This window comes from Burkholderia sp. Bp9099 (assembly GCF_003857805.1).
Lineage (GTDB): Bacteria > Pseudomonadota > Gammaproteobacteria > Burkholderiales > Burkholderiaceae > Burkholderia.
In genome coordinates this window covers 51640-77096 of sequence record NZ_QTPU01000028.1, presented here as the reverse complement: position 1 = coordinate 77096, position 25457 = coordinate 51640, and the positions used below count along the sequence as shown (strand labels likewise).

Here is a 25457-nt window from a genome sequence, read left to right as displayed (position 1 = left end):
CGCGCCGCACGCCGCGCGCGTGCCGACAACTGACCAGACGCATCTCGCATGGCCGTTTTCACCGCTGTTTCCGACTCCGATCTCGCGCAATGGATGCGCCACTACGAACTGGGCGACGTGCTGGCGTTCCGCGGCATTCCGTCCGGCATCGAAAACAGCAACTTCTTCCTGACGACGACGCGCGGCGAGTACGTCCTGACGATCTTCGAAAAGCTGACGGCGGAACAGCTGCCGTTCTACCTCGACCTGATGCGCCATCTGGCGAGCCACGGCGTGCCGGTGCCGGATCCGGTCCCGCGCGACGACGGCGCACTCTTCGGCGAGCTGCACGGCAAGCCGGCGGCGATCGTCACGAAGCTCGACGGCGCCGCCGAACTCGCGCCGGGGGTCGAACACTGCATCGAGGTCGGGCAGATGCTCGCGCGCCTGCACCTCGCGGGGCGCGACTATGCGCGTCACCAGCCGAACCTGCGCAGCCTGCCGTGGTGGCAGGAGAACGTGCCGGCGATCGTCCCGTTCGTTTCCGACGCGCAGCGCATGCTGCTCGAGGACGAACTCGCGCACCAGGCCGCGTTCTTCGCGTCGGATGACTACGCGGCGCTGCCGGGCGGCCCGTGCCACTGCGACCTGTTCCGCGACAACGTGCTGTTCGCGCACGCGGCGCCCGGCACCGGTCATGAGGTACGGCTCGGCGGCTTCTTCGATTTCTATTTCGCGGGCTGCGACAAATGGCTGTTCGACGTCGCGGTCACCGTCAACGACTGGTGCGTCGACCTCGCGACGGGCGTGCTCGACGTCGCGCGCGCCGATGCGCTGGTGCGCGCCTACCAGACGGTCCGGCCGTTCACGGCCGAGGAGCGCCGCCACTGGAGCGACATGCTGCGCGCGGGCGCGTACCGCTTCTGGGTGTCGCGCCTGTACGACTTCTACCTGCCGCGCGCGGCCGAAATGCTCAAACCGCACGATCCCGGTCATTTCGAACGCATCCTGCGTGAGCGTATCGTCCACACGCCCGCGCTTCCCGAGACCCATACCGCATGCAACTGATCGAAGTGCCCGCGAAAGCGGGCTATGTCTGGTTCCGACAAGGCATCTGGCTGTTCCGCCGGAACCCGCTCGCGTTCATCACGCTGTTTTTCACGTACCTGCTGGCGATCACGCTGGTGTCGATGGTGCCGGTGATCGGCGCGGCGCTGCCGCTGCTGTTCATCCCCGGCATCGCGGTCGGCTTCATGGCGGCATGCCGCGACACGGTGGCCGGCAAGCCGGTGATGCCGACGATCCTCATCGACGGCTTCCGCTCGTACGGCACCGCGACGACGCAGCGGCTGCTCGTGCTCGGCGTGGTCTATGTCGCGCTGATGGTGCTGGTGTTCGCCGCGTCGTCCCTCGTGGACGGCGGCGGGCTGCTCCAGATGATGCTCGGCGCCACGAACGACGCGAGTCCGACGCCGGAAACGCTCGCCGCGCAAGGCACGCTCGGCGCGCTGCTGCTGGCGACGCTGCTCTACGCGCCGGTCGCGATGCTGTTCTGGTTCGCGCCGGTGCTCACCGCGTGGCACGACATTCCGCCCGCCAAGGCGCTGTTCTTCAGCATCGTCAGCTGCTGGCGCAATCGCGGCGCATTCGTCGTGTACGGGCTGCTGTGGTTCGGCGTCGCGCTCGGCACGTCGTTCGGCCTGTCGCTGCTGCTGCAGGCGCTCGGCGCCGGCGCCTATGTGCTGACGATCATGATGCCGGTGACGATCCTCATCGTCACGATGATGTACTGCTCGTTCTACGCGACCTATCGCGGCTGCTTCGGCGTGCAGGAACCGGGCGCCGCGACGCCCACCACCGGCCGCTGACGCCGTTCGGCCGGCGCCCGCCGCCGGCCGTCCATCCCTCCTCCCGGCCGGCCCGGCGCGGATCCCCGGCGCCACGCCCCACCCCTGTTCAACCGAATCTTTTGCGCGCAAAATAATTTGCGTACAAATCGTTAGCGCGTCCGCCGCGCCGCCCGAATCATGGACCGCCTGCCCCCGCTGCCCCAGACGCTCGACGAGCAACTGTGCTTCGCGCTCTACTCGACATCGCATGCGATGACGAAGGCGTACAAGCCGCTGCTCGACAAGCTGTCGCTGACCTATCCCCAATATCTGGCGATGCTCGTGCTGTGGGAGCGCGACGACATCGCCGTAAAGGACATCGCCGCCCGGCTCGACCTCGATCCGGCCACCGTCACGCCGCTGCTGAAGCGGCTCGAGGCGCTCGGCTACGTCGAACGCGTGCGCAGCGTCACCGACGAGCGCATCGTCAACGTGCGCTTGACGACGGAAGGCCGCGCGCTGAAGGACAAGGCGCGCTCGGTGCCCGCCGATCTCTTTTGCGCGATGCAGCAAACGCCCGAGTTCCTGGTCAGGCTGCGCGCGGATCTCCAGCAGTTGCGCCACGCGCTGTCGGCCGCCAACGAAGGCTGACGAACCCGCGGTCGCAAACGGCTCGGCACTGCCGGGCCTTTTCTTCAAAATTTCATTTGCACACAAATCATTTGTGTTCTATATTTTCCTCGTGGCCGGCGACACCCGTCCGACCGGACCGCTTCCTCCCATTCTTCCGACAGGAGCTGCACCATGAACATTCTGTACAAGACCAGCGCCACGAGCACGGGCGGCCGCGACGGCCGCGCGGTATCCGCCGACAACAGGCTGGAAGTGAAGCTGGCCGCGCCGCGCGAACTCGGCGGCACGGGCGCGGAGGGCACGAACCCGGAACAGCTGTTTGCCGCAGGTTACTCGGCCTGTTTCCTCAGCGCGATGAAATTCGTCGCGGGCCAGAACAAGCAGACGCTGCCGGCCGACACGCGAGTGACCGCGGAAGTGGGCATCGGCCCGAACGACGCAGGCGGCTTCGGGCTCGACATCGAACTGCGCGTGTCGCTGCCGGGGCTCGACAAGGCCGATGCGCAGGCGCTGGTCGACAAGGCGCACCACGTGTGCCCGTACTCGAACGCGACCCGCAACAACGTGCCGGTGCGCCTGACGGTCGTCTGACGCGACGCACGACGGCAAATGCAAAAAGGGCGTGTGCGGCTGCTTGCCGCACACGCCCTTTTGCGTGATTCGCCGGACCGGCTGACATGCCGGCCCGCGCTGCGCTGCTTAACGCGAGCCGAACGAGAACGGACGGTTCATCGCCGCTTCGCGATCGATCTTGCGCATGCGGAATTCGAGATCGTAGATGTCGGTTGCTTCGGAAAGGTACGCGTCGGCGCGCTCTTTCGCGGCCTTTTCAGCGTTCTTGGTCAGCATCAGGAAGAGGTGGCTCAGCAGGTACATGGTCGATCTCGCAATCCAAAGGTTCTTTGACTAGGGTTTTCCCGAATTATAGGGAAAACCCTAGCCTTTGGCCAGCGTCGATCGGAAGGTGCGTCGTCAGGTCGCCACAGTGCGGCGATTCTCTTCGAAAAAGGTCCAGATCATTGCGCTCGCATCGGGGCCTACCGCCGCGTGGAACGGCACCGCCTCGTCGCCGCCCGACCATGCATGATCGAGCCCTTTCACGTGACAGAGCCGCACGATCGACTCACCGTCGCGACGCACGTCGGTGATCTGCGCGCCGGCCTCGCGCGTCTCCACCCGCTCGCCGCCGCGCAGTGCGCCGCGGCTGTCCGCGAGCCCGTTCAGGCGCATGAACTGCACCGTCAGCTGGTCCGCATTCTTCGGTGCGACGACATGGTCGCCGTCGCCCTGCACGATCAGCACCGGCATGCCCGGATAGGCCCCGGTGTCGACCAGCGTGTCGACCACCGCAGCCGGGTTCTGCCGCAGGCCGCGCCGCATCACGTCCATCGCGCTGATCCCGGAATTCGCCTCGCCGAGCGCGGGGCCCGAATGCAGCGCGACCGCCGCGAAGCGGTCCGGGTGATGCAGCGCGAGCAGCGCCGCCAGGCCCGCGCCGGCAGACAGCCCGGCGACGTAGACGCGCGATGCATCGAAGCCGTGCTCGTCGACGAGCGCATCGACGAGCGACGCGACCGCATCCGCCTCGCCGCGGCCCGCGCGGTCGGTGTCTTCATACCAGTGCCAGCAGCCGTGCGCATGCGCACGCAGCGACTGCTCCGGATACAACACCGCGAAACCGTACTTGTCGGCCAGCAGGTTCATCCGGGTGCCCTGCGCGAACTCGTCGACCGATTGCTGGCAGCCGTGCAGCATCACGACCAGCGGTATCGCGCCGCGCCGGCGGCCAGGCGGGACGTACAGGCCATAGGCGAGCTGCTGGACCAGGCGGCCCAGCGCGGGCGCCATCGGATGCTCGCCGCGCGTCCACTCGCCGGCCGCCCAGGCGGCCGCGCGCGGACGCACGCGCGACTCACGTGGCGGGGACAGGTCGGTTGCGGCGGGCGATGCGGCGGCCTCGAGCGTATCGCGCGCGATCCGCTGGGCCTCGCGCGCCGCGCGTTTGGCGGCCGGAGACAGCATTCGTTTCATGCCGCCTAGCCATACCTTCGTCAGACTTTTGGTCATCAATCGGGCTCGCAGTCAGGAAAAATAGGGATACGACACGGGGTGCATCATTCGACTTTGTGCAATGCACCATAACATTGTTTCTGGGATTTTTCCTGCGCGCGGAGAGTTCCCCTCGGCGCAAAAAACGGGCCTCGAACACACGCGGCGCTATACTGGGGTTTGGCCGCTTGTATCCGTTGTAGTCGTTCTTCCCGGCTCGCGCGTTGATTTAAGCATTCGTTCCGCCCCTGCTCGTTCCCCTCCCGATGTTCGACCTGCCCTCTCACCTGTGGATCACGATCACCGCGTTCGGTGGCGCCGGCCTGACCTTGCCGCTCGCGATCACGATCGCCGTATGGCTCGCGCTCGGCTACTCGTGGCGGCGCGCGGCCGCGTGGCTCGGCGTGCTCGCGGCCGCGATCGGGGTCGTCGCGCTCACGAAGATCGCCTTCCTCGGCTGGGGAATCGGCATCCGCGCGTGGGATTTCACGGGATTCAGCGGCCACGCGATGCTGTCGACGTCGGTCTATCCCGTCGCGATCTTCCTCGCGCTGATCCGCACGCGCACGCCGGTGCGGATCGCCGGCATCGCGCTCGGGCTCGCGGCCGGCATCGCGGTCGGCGTGTCGCGCGTCGCGCTCGACGCGCATTCGCCGTCCGAATCGATCACCGGCTGCATCGTCGGCGCGATCGCCGCGCTGGCGTTCATCGCCGGCTCGTGGCACGCGGTACCGCACCGCTGGTCGGTGGCGGCGGTCGTCGCGAGCCTCGCGCTCGTCACCGTCGCGCTGCACGGCATCACGGTGCCGTCGCACCGCTGGGTCACCAAGGTCGCGCTGGAGCTGTCGGGGCACGAGCGGCCGTTCGTCCGCGCCCGCTGGAAAGCGAATCCGAACTACCGGCCGGCATCGCAGCCGTCGTCGCTGCAGCGCACCGATTCGTCGCAGCCGCTGCTGCACGCGTGACGGGCCGCACGCACGTCATCCGGTCGCCGTTCAAGTCTGAAGATCCTCATGCGCGCCATCGCATGAACGGTATGTCGAGCGTTATAACCCACCCTATATTACGATTACGGTTTCCAACCATTCAAACGCCCCGACCATGCGCTCGACCGTTCGCCCGCTTCGCCGCACCCTGCTCCGCCTGCTGCCGCTCGCCGCGCTTGCCGCGGGCATCGCGTTCAGCGCGCCGGCTTGCGCTGCCGACGAACTGGTCGTGTCGGCGGCCGCGAGCCTGACGAACGCGTTCAAGGCCGTCGGCGATGCGTTCCAGAAGCAACATCCGGACACCAAGGTGCTGTTCAACTTCGGCGCGTCGGACGTGTTGATGCAGCAGATCGCCAAGGGTGCACCGGCCGACGTGTTCGCCTCGGCGGACCAGAAGGCGATGGATCGCGCGGTCAGCGAAAAGGTCATCGTGCCGGGCACGCGCCGCGATTTCGCGGCGAACTCGCTCGTGCTGATCGTGCCGGCGGACAGCCGTGCGGCCGCGCCGACGTCGCTGAACGACCTGGCAGCGCCCGGCGTGAAGCGCATCGCGTACGGCGACCCGGCGTCGGTGCCGGTCGGCCGCTACACCGAAGGCGCGCTGCGCGCGGCAGGCGTGTGGGACGCCGTCAGCGCGAAGGGCGTACTGGCCGCCAACGTGCGCCAGAGCCTCGATTACGTCGCGCGCGGCGAAGTCGACGCGGGCTTCGTGTTCGGCACCGACGCGGCGATCATGCCGGGCCGCGTGAAGGTCGCGCTGACCGTGCCGACGCAGACGGCCATCACCTATCCGATCGCGGTGGTCAAGGACAGCCGCCATGCCGCGCAGGCGCAGTCGTTCATCGACTTCGTCGCGTCGCCGCAGGGCCAGGCCGTGCTGGCGACCTTCGGTTTCAAGCCCGCGGGCAAGTGAGCGCAGCATGATGCAGGACGCCTGGGTACCGCTGCTGTTGTCGCTGAAGGTCGCCGGCTGGGCGACCGCGCTCGACATCGTGCTCGGCGTCGCCGCCGCCTTCGTGCTCGCGCGCTGGCGCTCGCCGCTGCGCGACGTGGTCGATTCGCTGCTGACGCTGCCGCTCGTGTTGCCGCCGACGGTGCTCGGCTATTACCTGCTCGTGCTGCTCGGCCGGCACGGCGTGTTCGGCGCGTGGCTCGACACGCTCGGCATCGAACTCGTCTTCACGTGGCAGGGCGCGGTGATCGCGTCGATGGTCGTCGCGTTTCCGCTGATCCTGAAGTCGGCGCGCGCCGCGTTCGAAAGCGTCGATCCGCATCTCGAGCGCGCGGCGCGCACGCTCGGGCTCGGCGAAGCCGCGGTGTTCTTCCGCGTGACGCTGCCGCTCGCCACGCGCGGCATCCTGGCCGGCGCGCTGCTTGCCTTCGCGCGCGCGCTCGGCGAATTCGGCGCGACGCTGATGATCGCGGGCAACCTGCCCGGCCGCACGCAGACGCTGTCGGTCGCGATCTATGCGGCGGTGCAGGCCGGCGACGACAGCACGGCCAACTTCCTCGTGCTGGTGACGTCGATCACCTGCGTGCTCGTGCTGCTCGCGACCGGCTGGCTCGTGCCGTCGCGTGCCGGACGGAGCCAGCCGACATGACGCGCCGGCCGCATCCGCACCGCTGCGCCGCACCGGTCGCGGCAACACGCCGTCCCGTCGGGCGGGCGGTTTCGCGCACGCACGGCGCGGCACGACGGAGGCCCGCATGAGCGTCGCCGTCGATATCCGCAAGACCTACGCGAACGCCGAGCGCCGCTTCACGCTCGACGTGTCGTTCACGGCCGGCACGCAGCGCGTCGTGCTGTTCGGGCCGTCCGGCGCCGGCAAGAGCATGACGCTGCAGGCGATCGCCGGCTTGCTGTCACCCGACGAAGGCACGATCACGCTGAACGGCGAAACGCTGTTCGATTCCGCGCGCGGCATCGACGTGCCGACCCGTGCACGCCGCGTCGCGTATCTGTTCCAGGACTATGCGCTGTTTCCGCACCTGAACGTGCGCCAGAACATCGCGTTCGGGCTCACGCCGGGCCTGCGCAACCCGCGTGCGAAGGCGGTGCCGCCCGAAGTCGCGTACTGGCTGCAGGCGTTCGAGCTCGACACGCTCGCCGGGCAATTCCCGTCGCAGTTGTCGGGCGGGCAGAAACAGCGCGTCGCGCTTGCCCGCGCGCTGGTCGCGCAGCCGCACATCCTGCTGCTCGACGAGCCGTTCGCGGCGCTCGACGGCGCGCTGCGCCAGCGCATGCGCCACGAGCTCGCCGAACTGCAGGCGCGGCTCGATATCCCGATGGTGCTCATCTCGCACGATCCCGACGACGTCGCCGCGTTCGGCGACCAGGTCGTGCAATTGAGCGAAGGACGCGTGCAGGCCGCAACGCCGCACGCCGAGTGGCCGACGCGCGTCACGTGATCGCGCGAAGGCGGTGGCCCACGCGGCCACGTTTGAGCCTGAGAGAAGCCGCACGGGCGGCAGAAGCTGGAACGAGCTGAAAACGGGATCGAAGCCGGCGCCTCGTGCATGTCGGGCGGCGCCGGTTTCGCCGCGTCCGCCCACGGTCGTCGACAGGGACGGCGCGCGCCGCCGTCGTGCGATCAGCCCGTCACCGCGAGAATCACGCTCGATGCCTTGAACAGCGCGATCGCCCGCCGGCCGGCGTCGAGTTGCAACGCGCCGACACTGTCGTTCGTGACCACGGCCGTGAGCGTCCCGCCACCGTCGAGCGCCAGCGTCACCTCGCTGTTCACCGCGCCCGCCGTGACCGTTTCGACCGTCCCGTGCAACTGGTTGCGTGCGGACACCTTCAAGGTCGCGTCGGCTCCGCCGTCGTCGTCGACCGCCAGCACGACCCACGACGCCTTCACGAGCGCGCACGCATCCGCGCCCGGCTGCAGGCCGAGCGCGTCGGCGCTTTCGTGCGTCAGCACCGCGACGATCGCCTGCCCGCCCGGCAGCACGAGCGTCACCTCGTCGTTCACCGTGCCGCGCACGATCGACTCGACCTTGCCGAACCACTGGTTGCGCGCGCTCGTCTTCATCCCGATCCGGCCAATCAGCGCCCAGTCGACGTCGAAGCCGGACACCGCCGCGCTCGCGGCGTCGATGAAGCGGCGATGCTCGCGCTCGATCGTGCGGAACGCGGCGATCAGCGACGTCGCGCGCGGCGTCAGCGTCGTGCCGCCGCCGCCCTTGCCGCCCGTCGAGCGCGTCACGAGCGGCTCGCCGGCCAGGTTGTTCATCGTATCGATCGCCTCCCACGCGGCCTTGTAGCTGAGCCCGACGGCCTTTGCCGCGCGCGTGATCGACCCGGTGTCGCCGATCGCCGCGAGCAGCGCGATGCGGGTGGCGCCGCCGAGCGTCTGCTCGCCCGCGCGCAGCCACAGTTCGCCGCCCAGTTCGAGCGGCCCGGCGGAAGAGGAAGGAGGCGATGCGTCGCTCATCGGTCTGTCGGAGGAAAACGGGTGGCCATTATAGTGAGCGCGCGCCGCTCAACGCGGCTTGCCGTCGAGCTTCGGCGGGCGCAGGCTCGCGAGCAGCGCCTCGGCGTCGCGCGCGGCGCGTTGCTCGAGCGCCGCACCGTAGCCGCGCACGAAACCGAGCTGGTACGCGGGCGCCGCCAGTTGCTCGAGATGATGCAGCGCGACGATCGTGTCGTTCGCCTCGCCGAGCACGCTCTGCACGCGCGCGAGCGTCTTGACCGTTTCGTTGCGCGTGCGGCGCGAGGCCAGCGACGCGAAGAACTCGAGCGCGTAGCGCAGCCGCTTCGCGTCGATCCGCACCTGGTGCCGCGCGGCCGTGTCGAGCGACGTGAGCGACGGCGATGCATACAGGTGACCGAACAGCCGCCGCACGCGCTTGGTCGCGTGGCGCCGCAGCGACGGCGTGTCGTCGTCGCCGGCGGCCGGCGGCAGCGCGAGCGCGCTCAGCCATTCGAGCCAGCCGAGCGTCAGGCGCGCATAGCGCGCCGAATGCAACGCCTGGCGCAATTCGACGCGCGCCGCCGTCGCCTGGACGCGTGCGGCGTCGAGCGTGCCGTCCCAGTCGGCGCTGCCGCCGTCGGCCGCGATCAGCGCGGGCAGGCTTTCGGTCGAGAACACGTCCCAGTCGCGCACCGTGCCGAGCAGCGACGCGACCCAGCGCAAGTCGGCGCCGAACGTGTCCTTCCATTGCTCGTCCGCGAAGCGTGGAAAGAAGCGCATCAGCGTGCGCAGCCGGCGCAGCGCGACGCGCATCTGGTGCACGAACTCGGGATCGTCGCGATCGAGCACACCGCCCTCGTTGCCGAGCCATTGCGCGGCAATGTCGCCGGACAGCGCGAACAGCGCGGCCCGCTGCGTGCGGATGCCGGTCAGGTCGACGAGTTGCGCCTTGACCGGCCGGGCGACGGCGGGCTCGCCCGCGCACGCGCGATCGATCACGCTGGTGAGCTGCACGAACGCGGGCCATGCGCCGCTTAGCTCGCGCGCGGCGGCGAACAGGGCGCGCAGCGCGGCCGTGCGCGCGGCGACGGTTTCCCAGTCGGGCGCCGCGAGGCGCAACTCGACCTGGCGGCGCGGTGGTTCGGTGCCACGGTGCAGAATGATGTCGTCGAGCGTCATCTCGACCACCACGCCGCTGTCGTCCGCCCAGCGCCCGCGCCGCCGCTCGCTGACGAGCCGCAACGGCGCCGGCCCGGACGATGCGGCGCTCGCCGCTTCGGCAACGGCGTCGGGCGTCACGCGGTCGCCCTCGCCGGTCGCCTGCGGCGCATCCGCATCGGCGATCGGCGCCGATGCGGGCGTGGCCACCGCGATGCCCGCGTGTTCGGCATCGAACAGTTCGCGCTCCACGACGCCGGGCGCGAATGCCTTCGTGCGCGACGCGACGACCCGCCGCCCGTGCGCGTTCGACTCGATCCACGTCCACCAGCACTCGCCGGGGCTCGGCTCGGCTTCCTCGACCTGGCATGGCTCGATCGTCACGCGTTCCTGGCCGCGCCGCATCCGCACCTGCGGACAGATCCGCCACGCACGGACGAGTTCGGCGCCGAAGTCGCGCTGCTCACCACGGGCCCGGCTTCCCGCCCTGACCGGCCAACCTTCCAGCGACAGGCACAACACGATTTCCAGCACACGCGACATGGAGGCTCCTGCACATGAAGAATCGCCGGCACGTCCTCCGTGCCGGCGTCGTCCGTGAAGCAGCTTCCATAGTACACGCGGCCAACATGCGCTGGCGACGATCTGGCCCTGTCGCCCCTGTCACGCATCAAACGACGTATCAGACGGCGTATTGCGCGATGCCGTTGCCGAACGACCAGTCCTCCTTCAGCACTTCGACGAGACTGATGAAGACGTCCTGCGGCCGCACGCCCGGCTGCCGCGCGAGATTCTCGGCGATGGTCCGGTACAGCGCCTGCTTCTGCTCGAGCGTGCGCGTATTGTTCGCCGTGATCTGGACCATCACCAGATCGTCGCTGCGTTCGATGTCGAGGTAGTGGCGGCCGAAGAAGAAGTTCTCGGCCGAATGCTCGGTCACGACCATGAAGATGTCGTCTTCGGGCACGTTGAACGTGTGCATCAGCGCGCGGTGCACGCCGTCGACGAGCGCCGCACGGTAGGCGGCCGGTTTGCCTTCGCGCACTGCGATACGGGTGAATGGCATGGTGCTGCTCCTTTCGGTGACGTTGAGAATCGGAAACGCAAGGTCAGGTTAGGCGCGCAGAACTATAATGAACAGTCATCATCCGATATTTCATTCATTTACATTTGCAATGAAAGTCCTCGACCTCGATGCTGTGCGCGCATTCGTGCTGGTCGCCGATCTCGCGAGTTTCACGCGCGCCGCCGACGCGCTCGGCACCACGCAATCGGCCGTCAGCCTGAAGCTGAAGCGGCTCGAAGCGCACCTCGGCAAGCCGCTGCTCGCACGCACGCCGCGCGTCGTCAAGCTGGCGGCGGACGGCGAGAACTTCCTGCCGGCCGCCCGCGCGCTGCTCGACGCGCACGACCAGGCGCTCGGCGCGATTTCGGCCGGCACGCACCGCCTGTCGCTCGGTGTCAGCGAGCACGTCGCGGTGCCCGACCTGCCGGCCGTACTGACGAGCCTGCACCGGCAGGATCCCGGGCTGTCGCTGGAGATGCACCTGGGCATGTCGGCGAGCCTGCTCGCGCAATACGACGAACGGCGGCTCGACGCGGCGATCGTGCGGCACGAACCGGGCGAGGATCCGCCGCGCGACGACGGCACGCTGCTGTTCACCGAACCGCTCGCATGGCTCGCTGCGCCCGACTGGGCGCCGCGCGCGGGCGAGCCGCTGCCGCTCGCGGTGCTGGCCGGGCCGTGCGGCGTGCGGGCCGCCGCGCTGCGTGCGCTCGAGCATGCGGGGCGGCCGTGGCGCGAGCGCTTTACGGGCGGCGGCGTCGCGGCGGTCACGGCCGCCGCCGCGGCCGGGCTCGCGGTCTGCCCGCTGGCCCGGCGGGTCGCGCCGCGCACGCTGGTCGACGTCGGCACGAAATTCGGGCTGCCGCCGCTGCCGCATTCGCAGGTCGTGCTGTATTCACGCGTGCGCGACGCCCGCGCGGCGGCCGCACTTCGCAGGTTTTCCGACAGCCTTGCAATCTCGGCGTAAACTACGCGATTCCGCTGCCCGCAATCCCCTGACGAATTCCGATGAAACCCGACGCCCGAAAGCACCTCCGTGCCAACCTGCTGATGCTCGCCGCCGCCGCGATCTGGGGCTCGGCGTTCGTCGCGCAACGACTGAGCCTCGACGTGATCGGGCCGTTCCTGTTCACGGGGCTGCGCTTCCTGCTCGGCGCGCTGGTGCTGCTCCCGCTGCTGATGGTCAACGCGGGCTCGCGCGCGCAGTTCGCGGCGATTCGCCGCGAGCCGGCCCTGCTCGCGCCGGGCCTCGCGCTCGGCGTGCTGCTCGCCGTATCGATCTCGCTGCAGCAGGTCGGCCTGCAGTACACGCGGGTCGCGAACGCGGGCTTCATCAGCTCGCTGTACGTCGTGATCGTGCCGCTGATGGGCGTGTTCGTCCGCCACCGGATCGGCGCCGGCACGTGGTTCGGCGCGCTGCTCGCGGCGCTCGGCCTGTACTTCCTCAGCATCGACGAGCATTTCTCGGTGCTCTACGGCGACTGGTTCCAGCTCGCGGGCGCCGTGGTCATCGCCGCGCACGTGATGACCGTCGGCCATTTCGCGAAGCGGCACGATCCGCTCGTGCTCGCGTTCCTGCAATTCGTCGCGTGCGGCGTGCTGTGCCTCGCGGCCGGCCTCGCGATCGAGCCGGTCAACCTCGCGATGCTGAAGCGCGCGCTGCCGACGCTGCTGTACGGCGGGCTGCTGTCGGTCGGCGTCGGCTATACGCTGCAGGTCGTCGCGCAGCGCGATGCGGCGCCCGCGCACGCGGCCGTGATCTTCAGCATGGAGGGGGTGTTCGCAGCCATCGCCGGCTGGGCCGCGCTCGGCGAGACGCTGACGCTGCGCGCGCTGGTCGGCTGCGCGCTGATGCTCGCCGGCCTGCTCGCCTGCCAGTTGCTGCCGAACGGCGACGCACGGAAAAAGGACGAGGACGCGCTGCCGGCGTGACACGCACGATCCCTATAATGGCGGTTCGCGTGCTTTTCATGCCAACCGCTTCCGACAGGCCAGCCCCGTGACGTCCACTCCCGTCGATCCCGCCGCCGACCTGCTGCGCGAACGCGCAGCGCACTATGCCGCCGAGGCCGCGCTGTTCCAGCGCGACCAGGCGCTGTCCATCGCTTCGCACGACCTGCGCAGCCCGCTGAACGCGATGCACAGCTGGGCGTACGTGCTCGAGCGCCAGCTCGCCAGCGCCGACCCGAACCTGCAACGCGCGCTCGCGGGCATCCGCGCGGGGATCGACCAGCAGGTCGCGCTGATCGACGACGTGCTCGACGCACCGCGCGCGGCAACGCGCACCCTGGCGATCGCCGCACAGCCGTTCGCGCTGCGCCCGCTGCTCGACGACACGCTCGCACTGGTGCGCTGCGCACTCGCCGACGCACGACAGGTGAGCGTCGACGCGACGCTGCCCGACGGCGAGCCGTCGCTGACCGCCGACCGCGAGCGCATCGCGCAGGCGCTCTGGACGATGCTGACGACGGCCGTCGAAGCCAGCGCCGCCGGCAGCCGCGTGACGTTCACGTGCGCGCGTGACGGCGCGCAGTACGTCGCGCACGTCGCCTGCGACGTGAACGCCGCCGCCCTCGCCGATCCGGCGCTGCCGCATGCATTCGAACCGTTCGCGCGCCGCGAGATGCTGCACCCGCGCGACGCGAAGCGCGTCGCAGCGGCGCTCGCGCTGTGCCAGCGTGTCGCGCTCGCGCACGGCGGCTCCTTCACCCACGCCCCGTTCGCCGACGGCGCCGCCGTCACCCTGTCGCTCACCGTCCCCAGCGAGGCGCCGGTGTAAGCCATCGGCCGCCCGACACATTACATTTCCCTTTCCGGCCCTATACTGTTGGGCCTGTCATGACTGGAGCGATTCTTTGTTACAGATCTTCGCGCTCATCGGCGCGTTGTTCCTGGTGGCCCTCAACGGGTTTTTCGTCGCAGCCGAATTCGGCCTCGTCAAACTGCGCGCGACGCGCGTCAAGACACTTGCCCGCAAGCACGGCCTGCGCGGGCGCATCCTCGCGATCGTGCACGGCCGGCTCGACGCGTATCTGTCCGCCTGCCAGCTCGGCATCACGCTCGCGTCGCTCGGCCTCGGCTGGGTCGGCGAACCGGCGTTCGCGGAACTGATCGGGCCGCTGCTCGACCTGATCGGCGTGCAGTCCGAACGCATCGTGCACCTGATTTCGCTCGTGTTCGCGTTCTCGCTGATCTCGTTCCTGCACATCGTGGTCGGCGAGCTCGCACCGAAATCGATGGCGATCCGCCAGTCGGAGAAGGTCGGCCTGTGGGTCGCGCTGCCGCTCTACGCGTTCTACTGGGCGATGTATCCGGCGATCTGGGTGCTCAATACCAGCGCGAACGCGGTGCTGAAGCTCGCGGGCCTGTCGGCCGACCATGGCGGCGATGCGCACTACTCGACCGACGAGCTGAAGCTGATCCTGCGCAGCCGCCGCAGCGCGGGCAACGCGGCCCAGCCGGCGCGCGGCACGTACACCAACGACGAGTGGAACACGCTTGCGCACTCGCTCGATTTCTCGTCGATGACGGTGTCGGACCTGATGCGGCCGGCGCATGAAATGATCGGCCTGCGCCGCGACCTGCCGCTGCCCGACAACATGGAAATCGTCGCGCGGCACCGCTTCAGCCGCTATCCGCTGTTCGAGGATGCGTCGCGCGAGCAGGTGAGCGGGCTGATCCACCTGAAGGACCTGCTGCTCGCGCGTCACGCCGGGGCGGCGCTCGAAGACCTGTCCGACTACGTGCGCCCGGTGCAGTACGTGAAGCCCGACACGCCGGCGCTGGAACTGTTCCGCCGCTTCCGCAAGGGCGCGCCGCACTTCGCGCTGGTCGGCAACAAGGGCGAGAAGCCGATCGGCTTCCTGACGCTCGACAACCTGCTCGGTGCGCTGGTCGGCCAGATCCACGACGAGTTCCGCCAGGGCGACGCGGACTGGAGCCGCCTCGACGACGGCACGCTGATGGGCAAAGGCAGCCTGCCCGTCGTGTCGCTCGAGCAGGCGCTCGGCATCGACATCGACGAAGGGCGTGCGGAATCGGTCGGCGGCCTGGTGATCCAGGCGCTCAGCGATCTGCCGACCGAAGGGCAGCGCGTGTCGTTCGATCGCTTCGACGTCGTCGTGAAGAAGATGAACGGTCCGCGCATCGTGCTGGTGCGCGTCTATCCGAAGATCGCGAAGGAGGCCGACGAATGACGGCCGCCGCGGGCCGCGCGCGATGACGCCGACGCTGCCGCGCTGCTGCGTGATCACGCCGGAGCCGGCGTCCGCGTCGGCCGCCGATTGCCACGCATTCCTCGACACGCTGTCGGCCGTGCTCGCGCGCGGCGAGACGCTCGTGCAGCTGCGCGTGAAGTCGTTCGACGCGGCCGCGTTCGCGCGGCTGGCCGCCGATGCGCTCGCGCGCTGCGACGCGGCCGGCGCGCAACTGATGCTCAACGGGCCGATCGACGCGGCCGGCGTGATGCGGCTCGACGGCGCGGGCTGGCATCTCGACGGCGCCGCGCTGCGCGCCGTCGCGCAACGGCCGCTGCCGGCCGCTCGCCGCATGTCGGCCGCCTGCCATGCGGCCGACGATCTCGTGCTGGCCGCGCGCGCGGGCGTGGATTTCGTTACGTTGTCGCCCGTGCTGCCGACGCTCAGCCATCCCGGCGCGCCGACGCTCGGCTGGACGCAGTTCGCTGCGTTGGCCGCGCAGGCCGCGATGCCGGTCTATGCGCTCGGCGGCATGACGCGCGCGCATCTCGACGACGCGCGCCGCCACGGCGCGTACGGCGTCGCGGGCATTCGCAGCTTCTGGTAAGCGCGGCCGGGCGCGCCAGCGCCCGGCATGCCAGGCATCACGCGTGCGGAGCGGGACGCATCGCGCGCCATGCGCGGTCGTCGATCCGACGCACGTCGTGCGTCAGCGCGTACTGGTTGACGTCGCCCGTCAGCCACGCAACGAGCGAATACGGCGGCAACTCCCCTTCGTCGACCCGGTCGCGTGCGCGCGCCGGCGTCTCGAACACGACCTGCCCGCGCGGCGCATCGAACGGCACCGCGTCGGGCGACAGGTTCAACGCGATGGTCAGCGTCTCGTCGTCGGCGAGCCGCCATGACGCGAGCAGCGCGTCGGCATCGCCGTCACCGCTCGCCTTCAGCGCATGCGCGTCCTGCGGCCGGCAATCGGACAGCCGCGGCGCGATCAGCTTCGCGCGCACCGCGAGCGCCGACTGCACGAAATGCGCACGATCGACGTCGCGCGCGGTTTCGTCGAAGATCAGCGGGATCTGCGGCGTGAGCAGCGACAACGCAAGCGCCGCGAGGCCCGCCGCCTGCTCGCTGTCGCGCTGTTCGCTGTCGCGTTGTTCGCTCTCGCGCCACGCGCCGTCGGACAGCACCAGCGACGTGAGCGACAGCCCTTCGGCGCACGGGCCGTCGCCCGCCGTGGCCGGCTGGAACGCCGCGCCTGCCGCGGTCAGTGCGCGCGCGAGCGTGTGGATCGACTGGTGGGGCGAAATCCCTTCGTGCGCCGACGTGTCGCGCCCCGTCAGCCGGTGCAATGCGCGTTCTCCGCAACCGTTCCACTGCGCATCGAAATGCGTATCGGCCAGGTGCACCGGATGACGCTCGCTGCCGAGCACGAGGTGGATCATCCGGTCGGCCGGCACGGCCGCGCGCACGCGGTCGGCGATCTCGCGCAGCCACGACGTGCCGATCCGGTCGGCCTCGCGCAGCCGCAGGCCGTCGCAACGGTATTCGTCGATCCAGTACAGCGCGTTGTCGCAGAAGAAGTCGCAGACTTCCGGATGGTCGAGCGCAAGCGGCGCCGCCTGCAGCGGATCGTCGCGCGTATGGAAGAACGGCACCGCGTAATGGCGCAGCGCGTCGGTGCCGCTGCCGAAGCGCGCGTAATCGAGTTCCAGCAGCACCGCGAGACCGTAGCCGTGCGCGGCGTCGATCAATGCCTTCAGCGCGTCGGGGCCGCCCTCGGACGCGAGCGGCGCGAACGGCAGGCTGTCGTGCGGCGACGCGAGCAACTCCAGCGCGGTCACGCCGAGGCGCGCGAGCTGCGGCAACCGGCGGCGCACGCCGTCGAAGCCGCCCACCGCGTGCGGACGAATCGCGTACAGCGCGATGTCTTCCCACGGGCGGCCGCGCCAGAACGTGTTGCGCCATGTGAACGCGCGCGGATCGACGACCTCGCTCGGGCCGTTGAGCCCGTCCGGTTGCGAACGCGACGCGGGATCGGGAATCGACACGACATCGTCGAGCCGGTAACGGTAACGCGCGCCCGCACCGCATTCGACGAACACTTCGAACCAGTGCGGACCGGCCGCCATCATCGGGACGAGCGTCGGGCCGGAGCCGGTATCGAGTTCGAGCTGAACATGCGTGCTGCCCGGCGCCCACACGCGGAAATGCGTGCGCGGCGACGTGCCGAGCGCACCGCAGGGCTGCGCGCCGGACGGCAGGCAGTGTATGAAGTGCTGCGCATACGGATCGTGCGGACAATCTGACATGATGCGCTCCTCGTGCGTGCCGAGCGGCATGGCCGCGCGATTCGCGCGGCGCATCGGGCCCGGCATGCGACGGCCAGGCAGGGGGGAAGAAAAGTATGCGCCGCTTTCACGATCGCGACGCATCGAATCCTCACATTTTTAAATGCGAATCGACCCCGGCATCGATTGCGTCGCGATGCGCGCAGAATCGGGTAGTTCGCATACCGGAATGGCTGCTCGCCTTGTTGCGCCGCAGCCCCGCGCTTACGCTCGGTGCGATGCGCGTGAGCACCCCGCCCGCGCCCGAATTCGAGGAATCTCCATGTCGCTCCCCGCCAGCGCCGCGAAGTTCGATCCGGCACGCGCGCACGAATACGCCGAACAATCCCGCATCGCGCTCGCCGGCTACGACGCGTGCCACGAACTCGCCGCGTGCATGCTCGCGTCGGCGATCGGTGTACGCGATGCGCGGCTCCTCGTCGTGGGCGCAGGCGGCACGGGGCAGGAAATCTGCGTGCCCGCGGCGCTCGAACCGGGCTGGCAGTTCACGGCCGTCGATCCGTCCGCGCCGATGCTCGCGCTCGCGCGTGCCAACGTCGAAGCGGCGGGGTTCGCCGCCCGCACGCAATTCGTCGAGGCCGGCGTCGACGCACTGCCCGATGCGCCGGCGTTCGACGGCGCGACGCTGATCGGCGTGCTGCATCACGTCCCCGGCGATGCGGCGAAGGCCGCGCTGCTGGATGCGATCGCGCGCCGCCTGAAGCCCGGCGCACCGCTCGTGATCGCGGCCAACTATCGCCGCTATGCGGAGCACCCTCGCCTGCTCGACGCTTGGCAGCAGCGCTGGCGGATGAAGGGCGCGACGCCCGACGCCGTGCGTGCGCAGCTGGCGAAAATCCTGCAGGGCGCCGATCCGCCCGCTGCCGAGGAAGCCGTCTTCGCGTTGCTGCACGATGCGGGCTTCGATGCGCCGCTGCGCTTTTTCTCGAGCCTGTTCTGGGGCGCGTGGATCGCGGTGCGGCGCGGCGCGGCGCGTGACGGCGTAAGTCGGCGTGAGTCGGCGTGAGTCGGGGCGAGGCGGCGAGCCGCAGCGTCAGCGCGGCCACCATCCGGACGAGCTTTCCGCTCGAAGCCGCGATGGCGCGTGGCGACGGCGGCACGCATCCGCAGATCGCTCGCTGTCTCGATAGCGAGCCACGCGCGGGCCGCCGACCACCGAGCTCGAGCGCGGCGATCGGTAAGAACGGCTCAAGTCATCCGCGTCAGCTCAGCAACCCTGCCGCGACGTTGATCGACAGCCCGAGCACGGCCATGTTGAAGTAGAACGACAGGATCGACTGCGCGAGCACCGCGCGGCGCGCGGAGCGATTCGCGAGCGACACGTCGGCCGTCTGCGACGCGACCGCGAGCGTAAAGGCGAAATACAGGAAATCCCAGTAGTCGGGCTCGGGGTTGCGGTCGGGAAACCGCAGCGCGCGATCGCTGCTCGGCGAGCCGTAATAGAGCCGCGCATAGTGCAGCGTGAAGATCGTCGGGATCAGGAACCATGCGCCGAACAGCGTCGCGCCCGTGACCGCATAGTGGCCGAGCCCGGCACGAAAGCCGACGTTCTTCGCGGTGGCGAGCTCGATCGCGATCGCGGCGACGCTCGCGACCGTCGCGATGCAGATGACCGTCAGCACGGTCGTCGCGTTCTCGTCCTCGCGGATCGCGATCTCGCGCACCTGGTGGTGATGTGCGGTGACCATGCGCCCCCACATCAGCACGAGATACAGCCAGACCGTGCAATCCCAGCCGATCAGCGCACGCGCGGTCGGTCTCAACTGCAACGGCAGCAGCAACGCGCACAGCACGCCCGCGGCGAAGGCGGCGACCATGCGCGGCCGGTTGCGTAATACCTGCGGATAAAGCGTCATCGTGTGATTCCGAAAGCGGATGGAAAGGGTTCGGCCCGCGTGCGAACTGCCCGCCGGGCAGCGCCGGCGGGTACCGCCCCGATTATCGCCATTCCTGCATGACGTTGCGACTGGCGTGAGCGCCTAAGATATCGGGATGACTCCCGTCCTCTGCCACCATCCCGCGAACGCGGCCGGCCGCGACTTCGTCGTCGGCGATCTGCACGGCTGCGTGGATGTGCTGCGCGCGCTGCTGCACGACATCAGCTTCGATCCGGCTCGCGACCGGCTGTTCTCGGTCGGCGATCTCGTCGACCGCGGCCCCGCGTCCGAAACCGCGCTCGAGCTGCTCGACCGCCCGTGGTGCCACGTGGTGCGCGGCAATCACGAAGAAGTGCTGAGCCTCGTCGCGCGCGGCAAGCTGTCGCACGATGCGTGGCGCGGGATCGGCGGCGACTGGGGCGCCGACCTCCCGCCGGAACGGCTGCACGCGCACGCGGCGCGCGTCGACGCGCTGCCGCTCGTACGCGTGATCGGCGACGGCCCCGCGCGCTTCAACGTGCTGCATGCGGAATTCCTCGGTCCGGACGCCGAACTCGACGCGGGCAGCTATTCGCCCGACGTGCGCGAGCGGCTGATCTGGGGGCGCGACCTGGTCCAGGGGCTCGTCGACCCGGCCCGGCAGGCCGGCCTGTCGCTGACCTGCACCGGCCACACGCCGGTGCGTGCGCCGCAGCGCATCGGCGCGCAATGGTTCATCGACACCGGCGCGTTCGCACCGTCGGGACGCCTGACGATCGTCGAGCCGCGCACGGGCGACACGTGGTCGCTGACGCAGGCCGACGCGCGCGCGCGTCATGCGGGCGACCTGCCGCTGCCTTAGGCCCACGTTTACGCCGATAACGGGCCTGCGCAGGCCGCGGGCCGGCAACCCTCGGCGGACTCACGCTCACGCGCGCGCGTTTGCGTGCGCGAGCACTGCGCTAACCCACCTGGTTCAGCTCGAACACCGCATCGATCGCGGATCCGTTCCAGTTGTATTCGAGATACGCAGCGTGATGACAATCGCGCAGCAGCGTCGTGCGAAACGCCGCGAGGCACTCGCCGCGCGGGTCGCGCACCGACGGATAGACGATCCCCGCGCCGCCCGCGTTGCGCACCGCGCGGCCGAGTGCCTGCCCCGCGCCGTAATCGAGCGGATCGAGCAGCGCCGGGCTGCGCTGCGGCCACGTGCGCACGTCGGCGACGTCGCCCTGCGCATACACCGTGTAGAGCCGCATCTGCTGACGCATCGGCGCCTCCTTCGTCGCGGCCAGGAACAGCCCGCTGTGATAGCGCGTTTCGGCGATCGCCGTATCGCGCGACCGCCCGCAGTAGAACACGCCGTAGCTGCCGTCCGAAAAGCGGCTGCCCTGCGGATTCAGATGCGTGAACGCGGCCATGATCGGCCCCCAGCCCGGGCCGTAGCGACGCTCCGCCGGCGGCACGAGTTCGAGCGTGCCGACTTCGTTGCGAATGCGATCGTTGGTCAGCGATTCGAGCGCATAGAGCGCATCGAAATCCTCGGCGGACGCGACGCGGTCGAACAGGTTGATGGCTGGAAAACGAGTGGGAATCACGCGATAGGCAGGTGCCCAGTCGACGACGGTCATGGGCCAGTGCTGTACTGCTTCGATCGGCATCGTCACGCCCAGCCACCCCGCATCGCGTCGAGATATTGCCGGACGGCGACCAGGTCGCCGACGTTGCCGGCGAGCATCCGGTCGAGCGCGCGCTTGCCGCCGAACGGCGCGGCGTCGTTCGGCCGCTTGACCCAGGTGTCGGCCGCGGCCGGCTGCGGCAGCAGGATCTGCAGCGCCTTGTAGATGCCGAGCAGCAGCGATAGCCGCTCGAGCGTATCGCGCGGCAGGCGCGCCGATTCGGGCGAGGCCTTCCACTTGAAGAACGTCGAGCGGCCGGGCGAGCCGAGCAGGACGATCTGTTCGTCGATCGTCAGTTCCCAGTCGCGCGCGATGTTGAAGAACGCGCGCAAGCCGGCCGCCGACATCTGCGCGACCGAAGCCTGCCGCGGGGCGGAATGCGGATCGAAGGCGGGCTGTGACATGATCGTTAGTCTCGAAACGAATTTACTAACAAGATTAGTCCATTTTCGTATTTTTGCAAGGGTCATCCCCCGGCGTGCCGGCATTCCTCCCGAAGGATCGATATTTTTTGTCCATTCTGGACTGCGATTTTATTTTCTGCGTTAATGTCCGTGCGGACAGCGCACCGGGACGCGGTGCGTCCCCGCAGCAACCGTGTCGCCCAGAACCGGATAGACCACGCCAAGGAACCACCATGAAGAGACTGATTGCCGCCGTTTCGATCGCCCTGCTCGCGGTATCGGCAGGCCCCGCCGTCGCGAAGGACTGGACCACGCTGCGCTTCGGCACCGACGCCAGCTACGCGCCGTTCGAATCGAAGGCGCCCGACGGCAAGCTCGTCGGCTTCGACATCGACCTCGGCAACGAGATCTGCGCACGGCTGAAAGCGAAGTGCGTGTGGCTCGAGAACGATTTCGACGGGATGATCCCGGCGCTGAAGGCGAAGAAGTTCGACGCGGTGCTGTCGTCGATGTCGATCACGCCGCAGCGTGCGGAACAGATCGGCTTCACGACGAAGATCTACAACCAGCCGACGCGGCTCGTCGTGAAGAAGGGCTCGCCGCTGCTGCCGACGGCCGAATCGCTGAAGGGCAAGTCGATCGGCGTCGAACAGGGCACGACGCAGGAAGCGTATGCGAAGGCGTACTGGGCGAAGCAGGGTGCGAACGTCGTGTCGTACCAGAACCAGGACGGCGTGTATGCGGACCTGACGTCGGGCCGCCTCGACGCCGCGCTGCAGGACGAGGTGCAGGCCGCGATCGGGTTCCTGAAGTCGCCGCGCGGAGCGGGCTACCAGTTCGTCGGGCCCGAACTCGTCGACGAGAAGGTGCTCGGCATCGGCGCCGGTATCGGGCTGCGCAAGGAAGACGCCGACCTGAAGGCGAAGATCGATCGCGCGATCCTCGACATGGTCAAGGACGGCACCTACAAGCGGCTCGCGTCGAAGTACTTCGACTTCGACATCTACGGCGGCTGAAGCGGCGCCGCGCGCGCACGGGTGCGATGCCCGTCGCGCGCGGCCCGACCGCCCCTCCCCTGCTCGCCGGACGGTGACGCCTCCCTGACGTCTGCCGTCGCACCGGTTTCATCGTCCGTATCGCGCAACCGGATGCCGCACATCATTCGCATGGCAAACGGATCGCCTGCGCTGGCGACCGCAGGCGCTCGACGTCGTCAATAAGCGAAGACCGGGCGCCGGGGTATCGGCGCCCGCGTGCACATCCCCATGCGGACCGGATTGGCGAGCGGGAAAGCACCGGCCCGGCGCGGATGACCGGGTATCAGCCGGATCCGCCTCGCACCGGGCGCGGAGAGGTGGCCTGTCGACGCGTGCCGGCCGGCAGCAAGGTGCGCGGTCGACCGGCGATGGGTCGAATCACTGCGATCGCGGCCTGCCGGCCGCGGCGTGTTGAGATCGTTCATTTTTCTACCCCGTATTCGAGTCGTTGCTTGTGCCGGCAACCGGACACCGCCGGTGCTCCGACGATCCGACGACGACGGCCCATGCCGCCCGGAACGGGGCCATGCTGCCCGTCCGGCCGTCATCCCCGCGGACTGCGTCCTAGCCGGTTCTCGAATGGTTCGCTGCCGAACCGGCCGGACGTCGCGTCGTCGACTCTCGCCCCCCAACCTGTGCAAGGAGCGCGCCAGCTTCGTTCGGGGCCGGCGGCACAAGCCTTTCATCGGACCAGTGTGCGGCCCGGACGGGCGGGACATGCCGGACGTTGCGAAACTGAAACATGCCGGGCGCGAGCGGCCTCGGTCGCGTGGCGGCAACGCCTTGCCGGACAAGGCGCGCGGACGAGCCGGAAAATTTTCCCGGCGCGGGCCGCGCGTCGCCGCCCGCGTTTGCCGGGGCTTTTTGCACAGCCGTCGGCAGGAAACGTTTCACGCCCTTTACATGCCGCCGGACGCCCGCGCAGGGACCGGCCGCGGACGCTTCCGGGCCGCCTTCAGCCGACTCGCTGGTGGTCGGCGTCGTCGGGCGGCGAGCCGTCCTTCCCGCCGTTGTCGCCGGTGTTGTCGTGGTCGTTGAGTCCGTGCTCGATCATCATCCGGTACAGCGTCACGCGCGAGATGCCGAGTTCGGCGGCGGCCTTGTTGATCCGGTGATCGTTGCGCAGCAGCGCGTTCTCGATCGCGACGCGCTCGGCGAGCGAACGCGCCTGCTCGAGGGTCACGGGCTCCGTTTCACCCGGAACCTCGAGCCCGAGATCGTGCGGCGTCAGCAGCCGGCTCTCGGCCATCACGATCGCGCGGCGCACCCGGTTGATCAGCTCGCGCACGTTGCCGGGCCACTCGTAGCGGCGCATCGCGTCGAGCGCGGCCGACGTGAAGCCGCTGATCTTGCGGCCGCTGTCGCCCTTGAATTTCTGCAGCACGTAATGCGCGAGGATGTCGATGTCCTTGCCCCGCGCGCGCAGCGGCGGCTCGTGAATGCGCAGCACGCAGAGCCGGTGATAGAGGTCCGCGCGGAAGCGGCCGGCTTCGACCGCGCCGTCGAGGTCCACGTGCGTCGCCGAGATGATCCGCACGTCGACCGGAATCGATTCCTGGCCGCCGAGCCGCTCGATCTTCCCTTCCTGCAGGAAACGCAGCAGGCTCGCCTGGCTTTCGACCGGCATGTCGCCGATTTCGTCGAGAAACAGCGTGCCGCCGTTCGCCGATTCGATCCGGCCCGCGCGCCGCTGGTTCGCGCCGGTGAACGCGCCGCGCTCGTAGCCGAACAGTTCCGACTGCAGCAGGTGATGCGGGATCGCGCCGCAGTTGATCGCGACGAACGGCCCCTTGCCGCGTGCCGAGCGCTCGTGGATCGCGAGCGCCGTCAGCTCCTTGCCGGTGCCCGACTCCCCGGAGATGAACACGCTCGCGTCGGTTTTCGCGACCTTGCGGATCGTGCTGAACAGCTGCTGCATCGCTTCGCAGTTGCCGATCATCCCGTGCTCGCCGATCGATGCCGCGTATGCGGCGCCGTCGACGCGATCGAGCGCGGCCATCCCGCGCGCGTGGCCGAGCACGTGCGAAATCCATTCGTACGGCAGCGGCAGCGTCACGTAATCGAAACAATAGCTGCGGATCAGTTCGCGCACGGCAGCGCCGATCGTGATGCCGGCCTGCGCGATGGAAATCCAGCCGATCGCCGGCTGGCTCAGGCACGCCTTCAGCGCGGGATAGTCGCGCGACGTGAAGCCCGAGAAATCGATGAGCCCGGCGGCGACGTTCACGCCGGACGTCATGTTCTGCGCGGCGCCGGCCGTCTTCGCGACCGAGATATCCCAGCCGAGCCCGCGCAGTTGCGCCAGCAACGGCTCGTCCGGCGAACGCATGATCACGAACAGCTTGCGTCCGGCCTCGGGAGCGGTGACGGATACGAGCGGCGTCTCGGACGCCGCCGTCCCGCTTGCGTCGGGTGACCTTGCAACCATCGTTGTTCCCCGCTTGGCGTTGGTATCGTGCGCTGGCTCGCCGCCGCGTCCGACGGACGTCGATCGAACCGACATATTGGCCGCATTTTCGTCCGAATAAAATCCCCCCGGGGAATAATCGCGTGCCGGGCGAACCCTTTCATGAACGGTATATCGACGCCGCCGACGCGCGGCTAGATGGGTGTTATCCCGGTGGCGCGGCGGGCGCGAAGCGAGGCCGGACCAATCGCGAACACCCGACGCCGCGCCGGTGCTGGCGCGCGGGGACGGCACGCGAGGCCGGGCACACGGGATCGGACCGGCGTCACGGGCCGGCACGCCCGGTCGGCCGCACCGGCCCGGTACCCGCAACCGTTTCCGCTTGATGCCGGTCAATCGTCGGATAAAACGGGG

The 25457-nt window shown here is 69.2% G+C and carries 26 protein-coding genes; 16 read left to right on the top strand and 10 right to left on the bottom strand.

Annotated elements, in window-relative coordinates; all coding sequences use genetic code 11:
- The first annotated feature begins 48 nt into the window (after positions 1-48).
- The 4 genes from DIE17_RS28660 (at position 49) to DIE17_RS28645 (ending at position 3032) form a co-directional block, all read left to right on the top strand.
- Positions 49-1047, top strand: coding sequence for a homoserine kinase (locus DIE17_RS28660; RefSeq protein WP_124522660.1), 999 nt, complete (start codon positions 49-51; stop codon positions 1045-1047).
- Entirely contained in the window at positions 1038-1847 is an 810-nt protein-coding gene (locus DIE17_RS28655) for a BPSS1780 family membrane protein (RefSeq protein WP_124522658.1), read from the top strand. The genes DIE17_RS28660 and DIE17_RS28655 overlap by 10 nt, the downstream gene beginning before the upstream one ends.
- 159 nt (positions 1848-2006) lie before the next feature.
- Positions 2007-2459, top strand: coding sequence for a MarR family winged helix-turn-helix transcriptional regulator (locus tag DIE17_RS28650; protein WP_044845259.1), 453 nt, complete (start codon positions 2007-2009; stop codon positions 2457-2459).
- Between the two features lie 153 nt (positions 2460-2612).
- A complete protein-coding gene (locus DIE17_RS28645) occupies positions 2613-3032 on the top strand; it encodes an organic hydroperoxide resistance protein (RefSeq protein WP_069242733.1) in 420 nt (139 codons plus the stop codon).
- A 108-nt stretch (positions 3033-3140) separates the two neighbouring features.
- Here DIE17_RS28645 and DIE17_RS28640 read toward each other — a convergent pair whose 3' ends face one another.
- Together DIE17_RS28640 and DIE17_RS28635 are read right to left on the bottom strand one after the other, a co-directional pair.
- Positions 3141-3317 carry a DUF3563 family protein gene (locus DIE17_RS28640; RefSeq protein ID WP_006753395.1) on the bottom strand — a complete coding sequence of 59 codons (177 nt, stop codon included), beginning with the start codon at positions 3315-3317 and terminating at the stop codon, positions 3141-3143.
- Positions 3318-3413: 96 nt separating this feature from the next.
- On the bottom strand, positions 3414-4508 hold the full coding sequence (locus DIE17_RS28635; RefSeq protein ID WP_124486435.1) for a PHB depolymerase family esterase: 1095 nt from the start codon (positions 4506-4508) through the stop codon (positions 3414-3416).
- Between the two features lie 248 nt (positions 4509-4756).
- On the opposite strand from DIE17_RS28635, the gene DIE17_RS28630 reads away from it, so the two are divergent.
- The 4 genes from DIE17_RS28630 (at position 4757) to DIE17_RS28615 (ending at position 7885) form a co-directional block, all read left to right on the top strand.
- The gene (locus DIE17_RS28630; protein WP_124522656.1) at positions 4757-5455 is read left to right on the top strand and encodes a phosphatase PAP2 family protein; all 699 of its coding nucleotides are present in this window, start codon (positions 4757-4759) and stop codon (positions 5453-5455) included.
- 136 nt (positions 5456-5591) lie between these two features.
- Positions 5592-6389, top strand: a complete 798-nt coding sequence (gene modA / locus DIE17_RS28625; protein ID WP_124486437.1) for a molybdate ABC transporter substrate-binding protein — start codon at positions 5592-5594, stop codon at positions 6387-6389.
- Between the two features lie 10 nt (positions 6390-6399).
- Complete coding sequence (modB, locus tag DIE17_RS28620; protein WP_124921428.1) at positions 6400-7077, top strand: molybdate ABC transporter permease subunit; 678 nt, start codon at positions 6400-6402, stop codon at positions 7075-7077.
- A 106-nt stretch (positions 7078-7183) separates the two neighbouring features.
- Positions 7184-7885, top strand: coding sequence for a sulfate/molybdate ABC transporter ATP-binding protein (locus DIE17_RS28615; protein ID WP_124486438.1), 702 nt, complete (start codon positions 7184-7186; stop codon positions 7883-7885).
- Positions 7886-8067: 182 nt separating this feature from the next.
- Here DIE17_RS28615 and DIE17_RS28610 read toward each other — a convergent pair whose 3' ends face one another.
- The 3 genes from DIE17_RS28610 to DIE17_RS28600 form a co-directional block, all read right to left on the bottom strand.
- The gene (locus tag DIE17_RS28610) at positions 8068-8913 is read right to left on the bottom strand and encodes a TOBE domain-containing protein (RefSeq protein WP_124486439.1); all 846 of its coding nucleotides are present in this window, start codon (positions 8911-8913) and stop codon (positions 8068-8070) included.
- A gap of 48 nt (positions 8914-8961) precedes the next feature.
- Positions 8962-10593, bottom strand: a complete 1632-nt coding sequence (locus tag DIE17_RS28605; RefSeq protein WP_124921419.1) for a CHAD domain-containing protein — start codon at positions 10591-10593, stop codon at positions 8962-8964.
- 139 nt (positions 10594-10732) lie between these two features.
- Positions 10733-11116: a tautomerase family protein gene (locus DIE17_RS28600; protein WP_124486441.1), complete on the bottom strand. Its 384-nt coding sequence runs from the start codon at positions 11114-11116 to the stop codon at positions 10733-10735.
- Between the two features lie 109 nt (positions 11117-11225).
- On the opposite strand from DIE17_RS28600, the gene DIE17_RS28595 reads away from it, so the two are divergent.
- From DIE17_RS28595 to DIE17_RS28575, 5 genes are all read left to right on the top strand, one after another.
- Positions 11226-12083: a LysR family transcriptional regulator gene (locus DIE17_RS28595; RefSeq protein WP_124486442.1), complete on the top strand. Its 858-nt coding sequence runs from the start codon at positions 11226-11228 to the stop codon at positions 12081-12083.
- A 41-nt stretch (positions 12084-12124) separates the two neighbouring features.
- Positions 12125-13048 (top strand): DMT family transporter, encoded by a 924-nt coding sequence (locus DIE17_RS28590; RefSeq protein WP_124921418.1) that lies wholly within the window; start codon positions 12125-12127, stop codon positions 13046-13048.
- 67 nt (positions 13049-13115) lie between these two features.
- Positions 13116-13895, top strand: a complete 780-nt coding sequence (locus DIE17_RS28585) for a sensor histidine kinase (protein ID WP_124921417.1) — start codon at positions 13116-13118, stop codon at positions 13893-13895.
- A 76-nt stretch (positions 13896-13971) separates the two neighbouring features.
- Entirely contained in the window at positions 13972-15312 is a 1341-nt protein-coding gene (locus DIE17_RS28580) for a hemolysin family protein (protein ID WP_124486445.1), read from the top strand.
- Positions 15313-15334: 22 nt separating this feature from the next.
- Positions 15335-15919: a thiamine phosphate synthase gene (locus DIE17_RS28575; RefSeq protein WP_124921416.1), complete on the top strand. Its 585-nt coding sequence runs from the start codon at positions 15335-15337 to the stop codon at positions 15917-15919.
- A gap of 37 nt (positions 15920-15956) precedes the next feature.
- On the opposite strand, the gene DIE17_RS28570 is transcribed toward DIE17_RS28575, so the two are convergent.
- A complete protein-coding gene (locus DIE17_RS28570) occupies positions 15957-17621 on the bottom strand; it encodes a DUF3459 domain-containing protein (RefSeq protein ID WP_124921415.1) in 1665 nt (554 codons plus the stop codon).
- A 301-nt stretch (positions 17622-17922) separates the two neighbouring features.
- On the opposite strand from DIE17_RS28570, the gene DIE17_RS28565 reads away from it, so the two are divergent.
- Positions 17923-18666, top strand: a complete 744-nt coding sequence (locus DIE17_RS28565; RefSeq protein WP_124921414.1) for a class I SAM-dependent methyltransferase — start codon at positions 17923-17925, stop codon at positions 18664-18666.
- A gap of 196 nt (positions 18667-18862) precedes the next feature.
- Here DIE17_RS28565 and DIE17_RS28555 read toward each other — a convergent pair whose 3' ends face one another.
- On the bottom strand, positions 18863-19516 hold the full coding sequence (locus DIE17_RS28555; protein WP_124486449.1) for a DUF1345 domain-containing protein: 654 nt from the start codon (positions 19514-19516) through the stop codon (positions 18863-18865).
- A 136-nt stretch (positions 19517-19652) separates the two neighbouring features.
- On the opposite strand from DIE17_RS28555, the gene DIE17_RS28550 reads away from it, so the two are divergent.
- Positions 19653-20378, top strand: a complete 726-nt coding sequence (locus tag DIE17_RS28550) for a metallophosphoesterase (RefSeq protein ID WP_124522646.1) — start codon at positions 19653-19655, stop codon at positions 20376-20378.
- Positions 20379-20478: 100 nt separating this feature from the next.
- On the opposite strand, the gene DIE17_RS28545 is transcribed toward DIE17_RS28550, so the two are convergent.
- Together DIE17_RS28545 and DIE17_RS28540 are read right to left on the bottom strand one after the other, a co-directional pair.
- Entirely contained in the window at positions 20479-21177 is a 699-nt protein-coding gene (locus tag DIE17_RS28545) for an RES family NAD+ phosphorylase (protein WP_124522644.1), read from the bottom strand.
- A 2-nt stretch (positions 21178-21179) separates the two neighbouring features.
- Positions 21180-21599 carry an MbcA/ParS/Xre antitoxin family protein gene (locus DIE17_RS28540; RefSeq protein WP_044846587.1) on the bottom strand — a complete coding sequence of 140 codons (420 nt, stop codon included), beginning with the start codon at positions 21597-21599 and terminating at the stop codon, positions 21180-21182.
- Positions 21600-21832: 233 nt separating this feature from the next.
- Here DIE17_RS28540 and DIE17_RS28535 point away from each other — a divergent pair, with 233 nt between their 5' ends.
- Positions 21833-22615 (top strand): ABC transporter substrate-binding protein, encoded by a 783-nt coding sequence (locus DIE17_RS28535; RefSeq protein ID WP_044846588.1) that lies wholly within the window; start codon positions 21833-21835, stop codon positions 22613-22615.
- A 976-nt stretch (positions 22616-23591) separates the two neighbouring features.
- On the opposite strand, the gene DIE17_RS28525 is transcribed toward DIE17_RS28535, so the two are convergent.
- Entirely contained in the window at positions 23592-25064 is a 1473-nt protein-coding gene (locus tag DIE17_RS28525) for a sigma-54 dependent transcriptional regulator (protein ID WP_124486452.1), read from the bottom strand.
- Between the last annotated feature and the right edge of the window lie 393 nt (positions 25065-25457).